Raw genomic sequence first — 7,008 nt, 5'->3', positions numbered from 1 at the left:
TCCAGAGTTCAGGTTATTTAACTTTCCTATACTCGTATGGGGTTTAGCGCTTGATTCGTCAAAGCTCAATTGCCACTAAGCATGCAAAATACGCTTCCATACGCATTATCCTTTAGGTGCTCTTACTCTAAAATTAGTATCTTAGTAAGTAGCCATCTATCAAACCGCACACATCAAATTACCTATAGAAAGCCCCACATTAAGGTGGTTGTCTTACCACAACTGCAGTATTACTTTAAATTATTTAATGAGTAACAGGTTGCTCAGCTAAATACGTTTTGATGCTATATCTTTTTTAATTTAGCTAAAAAAATACATTACTAGATGTGAAACACTTCTAAATATAACTCTAAATCCTTTAAGTAAACTTAATTTATTAAAATAAATTAAAAATACACTAAAACTCAACTCATTGTTTTATATTAATTAAAATCAAACTTCAGTTTAATTCATTATCATTTTTGTAACTTTCACAACTATTCATTTAGTTTCAAGACTCGTTTAATCAAAAGGCGTTTAATAGAAAAACAAACCCAAGTTAGTAACTGTTATTGCCATACATTTACCTTACTGCTTTGGGGGAGTGAATCGGTTAATAAAGGCTGTGTCATAAAGCAATGTAAGCAGGCCTTTGAGCCATACCGTTAAACATTAAAAACGAAGTGTTGATTCAAGGGGAATCGAAAATGACAAATATAAAAATGAATAAACTTCATCTGGCTATAAGTGCATCACTTATCACATCAGCATTAAGCTTACCGATGGTAGCACACAGCGCACAAGCACAAAATACGGACGAAGTTGAAGTTATTCAAGTACGTGGTATTCGTGGTAGTGTTGTTAAATCACTTAATACTAAACGTTATGCAAACACAATCGTGGATGCTGTAACCGCTGAAGACATTGGTAAGTTCCCCGATCAAAACGTTGCTGAGTCATTGCAACGTATCACAGGTGTTTCAATGAGCCGCGCATTTGGCGAAGGTGAAAGGATCAGTATTCGTGGTACATCTGAAAACCAAAACCGTACCTTACTCAATGGTCAGGCTGTTGGCTCTGCTGATTGGTGGGTAGATTCATCAGCAAGCCGTGGCTTTAATTTCACAATGCTGCCATCTGAAATTGTATCGGGTCTTGAAGTTTATAAATCACCTGAAGCTGATATTGATGAGGGTTCAATCGGTGGTACTGTTATTGTTAGAACTCGTAAGCCACTAGATTTAGAAGCCAATAAAGTGGCAGGTTCAATTTTAATGCAGCACAGTGAAGTGTCTGGTGAAACAGACCCACAGCTTGCTGGTTTATACAGCTGGAAAAATGATGAAGAAACAGTAGGTGCACTTGTCTCTGTATTTAAACAAGTACGTAACCTGCGTCGTGATGGTATCGAGGCTTGGAGCTGGACGCACCGTGATATCACCTTAGAAGACGGCACACAAATTGATGATGTTTACACGCCAGGTGGCGGTGGCTCAGCGATGTTTACTCAAGAACGTATAAGAACAGGTTTCAACTTAACATTACAATACCGCCCTACTGATGATATTGATGTGACTTTCAATGCGCTTAATTCGACAATGAAGGCTAACAATGCGAATCAAAACTTCCTATGGCTACCAGGCTATGGTAATTCAAAATACACGTCTTTAGATGTTGTTCAACATGATAAAGTAGGCAATTTCGCGCAAGCTGGTACATTTGGTCTCTCTCCTGACGGTAATAATATTCTTGATGAAACGAAAGTTCGTAACTCGGAATTAAAAACTAATTCATATGATATAAAACTTGTTCATGAAGGTGAAACTTGGAAATCATCGTATCACTTAGGTGTCACAGAGGGCTCTGGCGGTACACAAACTGACCGAAGTGTGGGATGGGAAGGCAATGCCGAGCACAGCTTTAATGCAGCCAATGTCGAAAGTATTGAAACCAGCTATGCTAAAAGTCCAGCAGATGGAACACAATGGGATTTAGGCTTTCTTCGTTATGACTCAAATGATGCGCTTGATAAAGAATATTATGCTCAAACCGATTTTGAACGCGCTATTGATGTGTCTGTGTTTAGCAAAATCAAGTTTGGTGTAAAATACCGCGACCACAAGCGTGAAAACGTTCGCTTACAATCTCAAACACGTACTGATTTAAATTGGAGCTTAGAAGATTATTCAAACGCTTCACCCAGTGACTTTTTATCAGGGATCGGAAGCAGTGGCACTCTAAGCAATTACGCAATGACCGACCTATCTAAAGTGCGTAAAGATGGTGATGCGCTTGATTGGCAATACAACTTATTATTTGATAGCAACTTTGCAATTGAAGAAAACATTTTTGCAGGTTACGTAAAAGCAGATATAGATGTTGAAGGTATGCGCGGTAATATTGGTGTTCGTTTAGTTGAGACAAAACAAACCACAGGTGCGTATGTAGGCCCCGCGGATGCAAAAGTATGGCAAGAGGAAGAAACTGACTACTTTGATATTCTTCCAAGCTTAAACTTAGCGATTGATCTTAATGATGATATGTTGCTTCGTATTGGTGCTGCACGCGTAATGACACGCCCAGACTATGCCGCGATGACGAACGCCACGACATACAATACTGAAACGCGTGTTGGAACTGGCGGTAACTCAAATATTGACCCGTACCGTGCCACCCAATTTGATGTTGGCTATGAGTGGTATTTCGCAGATGCAGGTATCTTCTCAGCAGCATTATTCTATAAAGATTTACAATCTACATTAGGCAACAACACACAAACTGAAGTGTTTAATGGAATTGAAATTGAAATTAGCCGCCCAGTCAATGGCCCTTCAGGCACATTAAAAGGTTTGGAGCTTGGTTTTCAAACCGAAATCACACAAGGTTTTGGCGTTGCTGCTAACTACACGTTTGTAGATGGTGAGTCTAAAGATACGCAAGGCAATGACGTATTAATTCCGGGTATTTCAGATCACACGTACAATATCAGTACTTATTACGAGTCAGAAACATTCGGTGGTCGTATCTCATACAACTATCGCACAGGCTATGACACTGGCCGAGCATGGCCTGGTTACCAAGATGCATATGGCCAAGTTGATGCAACATTTAATTACAACGTAACAGAAAACATTACGGCTGTATTTGAAGCGACAAACTTAACTGACGAACATACATTTAGCTACCAAGAAAAAGGCGTTAAGCAAGCCTTAACTGGGGTTTATGCTGATGGACGTCGCTTCTCTGCTGGTATTCGTTTCAATTTTTAATAACGAATTAGTCGATATTCCTAGCTAACACAGGTCATCGACTCTCGCCAAGGATGGCCGCCCCTATGCCCAGGGGTTTAAAGCAGGCAACCTTTTGGTTGCCTGCTTTTTTTATTAAACACATCGCATAATCGCGCTAGTAATAATAAACAAAACAAGTACAATCAGTAAGTAAAAACACCACTAAGTATATGTTAGCAATAGCGCAAGTTTATTAAGTGTCAGCAAAAATATATAACTACTCAGCCAAACCTACACCATGCTTTTTATTTTTAAAAGTGTGTATTTTTGTGTGTGGGCTGCTGTTTGGGTTTAACGCTAAAGCAGACCTTCTTAGTGCAACGCTTGATTACCACCAAGGCAAATTTTCAAAAGCAAAACAAGAATTTTTACAACTTGCGCAACTTGGCAACCCCGATGCTATTTATAATATTGCAGTAATGTATTTACACGGCCAAGGCGTTGAAAAAAATACAGCGCAAGCCTATGCATGGTTTAGCTTAGCTGCCGATTTTGGCTTAGTTGATGCCCGTGATACAGCCATGCTGATCGCCAATCAAACACCTAATCAACAACCACTTAATGATGCCTATAATGCATTGCTAAAACAGCTAAGTTTTGCGTGGTACAACGAACAACTTAGGCCTGAACTCAATAGTACAGAAACTTTTAACTCCTCAATTGTGCGTGATTACATGGTTGAACCTAACTACCCAGAGCATGCCTATAAAAATGGTATCGAGGGCTGGGTTTGGCTTGAATTTGACATAGATGAAAGTGGCGCGGTTACCGACATTACTATTATTGACTCTAACCCTGAAAAAACCTTTGATAAAGCAATTATTAATGCTGTCAAACGTTGGCATTATCAAGCCAGTAAGGAACACTTACCATACTACAACAGGTCGTTAATTTATCACTTCACAACGTTTAAAGGTAAACAATACGCGCAAAGCTTTAAAAGCCAGCAACGACAATACAATGAAAAAATTACGGATTTAATTGATGAGGCAGAACAAGGTAATGCCATTGTTCAATATTATATTGCAAATTGGCTAAGCTCGGATGAATATAATGCAACGCGCTTGTTGAAGTACCATTGGCAACACAGTAATGCCAGTGACGAATTACTGTTGAAATCCGCAACGAATGGCTATGCCAATTCACAGTACCGAATTGGTGCTAATTTATTACGTGGGGAGTACGGTAAAGTAGAAAGAGAAAAAGGCCTCAACTGGGTGTTACTTGCTGCACAGAATGGCTTAGCCCAAGCTCAATATCGATTAGGCCGAGAGCTATTAGATAAAAAGTACCTCGATTATGCGCCGAATAAAGCACTAAAGTGGCTAACTGCCGCTGCAAAGCAAGGGCTATTTAGTGCTAAGAGAGAGCTGACGAAATTGCTTTACTCATTTGAAGATGCTGATGTAAGTGCTGTAAAAAGAGCTTTGAACTCAGCTTTAGCTGATGATCCCACGCACCCCCCTCTGCTATTAATACAAGCCAAAATCATAGCGAAAAGAGACCCAGAAGCCGCTAAAAGAATCGCTCTGCAAGCATTAAATGAAGCAAAAAGTAGAAACTGGTTTACTGGCAATATTGACGCCTTTATTGCGTCTCAGCCTTAGTTGCTTTGTGTAACAAAATATCGGTTTCAATACCATCCACTTGGCTAAACACCACATGCGTTCCATCAGCGGAACTACTTATGTTTAAATTAATATCCAAGTCATAGCCGTACACACCAAGCTCTTTGATGAACACATTTCGTTTTTGTGTCGTCAAATAGCAATATAAACGCAGCTGATGCCCTTGTCTAAGCACATAATAAACCCCTCCATTAAACACCGCTGGCTTAAAAAGCGATAAAGAAGGCAATAGTTGCGACAATGGCAGTTGTTGTTCAAGTGCTGCGGCTAAAAAGCTTGAGACATGCTTCTCGTATTCAATGTATGAAGCATTAAGTTGCCAAAGTAAATGATCATCATCAAGCGTTTCCAGTGGCGCGTTGTCTTTTACTAGGGTATTACTTGTTAATTGAATGTCATAACGCCAATCTTGCCATTGCCCTTGCGGGTTTTTTGCTTGGTAATAAATACTATGACTATCTTGTGCCCAATGAACGCCATTTAGTTGTTCAAAACCAGAAATAATTGGTACTAAACGCCGAGAAAAGGTATTAATCAAATAGATATTATGGAGCTGATCAGCAAGTAAGATATTGTCACCATTTGGCGAAAATAATAAATACTTAGGCGTTATATCACTGGGCAAAGTTGCAATTAAATTAGCACTTTTACGTTGTTTATGTTTTAACCAGACTTCACTGTGAGTGAACCCTGTAATCCCCCGTTTTTGCAATGAAATAAATGCACTTTGTTGACCATCTAACGATACCGCAGGCAACATATCCATGCGTGATGAAGATGATAACTGCTGAGCACTTTTAAGTAATTGTTCTGTATTTAAATCTAATTCGATTTGATACAAATTGATGCGAGCATGCCCTTCAGCATGTGCAATATCTCCAGTTTGCGGGTTTATAGCAATATCGGCAATAAATCCTAACGGTTCATGAACAGTCTGCTTATTGCCATTATATCCATAGCGTCTTAACGCATCATCACCAAGCCAATAATAACCGCGTTCACTGTCTAATAGTAATGGCGCGTGCGAGTGGCGACTTCGCTTTATTACTCTTCGTTCAAGCTTTGTATTTAAATCCACTTCACTAAGGGTATACCAGCCAGCACTTTTCTCTAGTATAAGCAGCGTGTTATCAACACTAATATCAAATGCTAATGGCTTAAAGTCCCCTACCACTTGTTGAGCTTCTAACTTAGGGCTGGGAGAAAGTGATAATGTGTACTTAATTAAACGCGGTTGCTCATCTTGCCAATGTGTTGTGTAAATGGTGCGCTCATCAACCCAGTGCAATTTGGTTGGGCCATGACGCTGCTGGCATCGAGTAAGCCTAAACTCAGGGCTTAGACGCCAAGTCTCAATAGCATTTTCAACTGACATAACACGAATATCACAGCTAATTGGGTCATATCTAAAGTAAGCTAACCACTTTCCATCAGGTGACCAAACAGGTGCTTCCTCTGAATAACCTGAGTTTTTGATGCTATGAACTGTTTTACTTTGATTATCATATACAGCCAAATCAAACTGACTTTGTTGATCGTTTGATTGACTAAATGCCAAATATCGACCATTGGGTGAATAGCGCAAAAACACCTCAGCGCCAGGAGCAGATGTTAATCGTGATTGATATTGATAATCTAACCTCGCCTGCTCGGGAGCTAATAAATATTGGCTTAATAAAGTAAACAACGCACCCAATACAAGCCCGGCAAAGATAAACAATGCAGAAGTACGTGGACTCGCTGGCACAACCTTTTCTAAAATCGTTGGCGCATCATTCACCTGTGCAATAAGCTGATAACCAACCCGTGGTATTGTGCGGATAAAGTACGCGGTATTTTTGTCATCTGATAAACTTTTTCGCAATTGAGTTACTAATTGACTGACAGAGTTATCACTGACCACCACATCAGGCCACACAGCGTCCATTATTTTATCCCGCGTAACGGCTTGCCCTTTTTGTGCAATCAACAACCGCAGTAACTGCAACTGTTTAGCCTCAATAGCACACCATTTTCCCGCCACCTTTATCTTTAAGGAAGCAAAATCAATAAGTACATCATTGAGTAATAATTGTTTTGGCTCTGCTTTTGACATTGTTTGGTTTTTACAC

General features: G+C 39.7%; 3 protein-coding genes. 2 read left to right on the top strand and 1 reads right to left on the bottom strand.

The features are described from left to right. Nucleotides 1-686: 686 nt before the first annotated feature. On the top strand, nt 687-3,248 hold the full coding sequence (locus C7Y70_RS02850; RefSeq protein WP_135473299.1) for a TonB-dependent receptor: 2,562 nt from the start codon (nt 687-689) through the stop codon (nt 3,246-3,248). A gap of 218 nt (nt 3,249-3,466) precedes the next feature. Then, the gene (locus C7Y70_RS02845) at nt 3,467-4,876 is read left to right on the top strand and encodes a TonB family protein (RefSeq protein ID WP_245321335.1); all 1,410 of its coding nucleotides are present in this window, start codon (nt 3,467-3,469) and stop codon (nt 4,874-4,876) included. Here C7Y70_RS02845 and C7Y70_RS02840 read toward each other — a convergent pair. Further along, complete coding sequence (locus tag C7Y70_RS02840) at nt 4,857-6,992, bottom strand: winged helix-turn-helix domain-containing protein (protein ID WP_135473298.1); 2,136 nt, start codon at nt 6,990-6,992, stop codon at nt 4,857-4,859. The two genes, C7Y70_RS02845 and C7Y70_RS02840, sit on opposite strands and share 20 nt — an antisense overlap. Between the last annotated feature and the right edge of the window lie 16 nt (nt 6,993-7,008).

The sequence above is a fragment of the Pseudoalteromonas sp. KS88 genome, from assembly GCF_004766475.1.
Taxonomy (GTDB): Bacteria; Pseudomonadota; Gammaproteobacteria; order Enterobacterales; family Alteromonadaceae; genus Pseudoalteromonas.
Note: the sequence above shows the minus strand (reverse complement) of the source record. Positions and strands in the feature narration are given on the sequence as shown.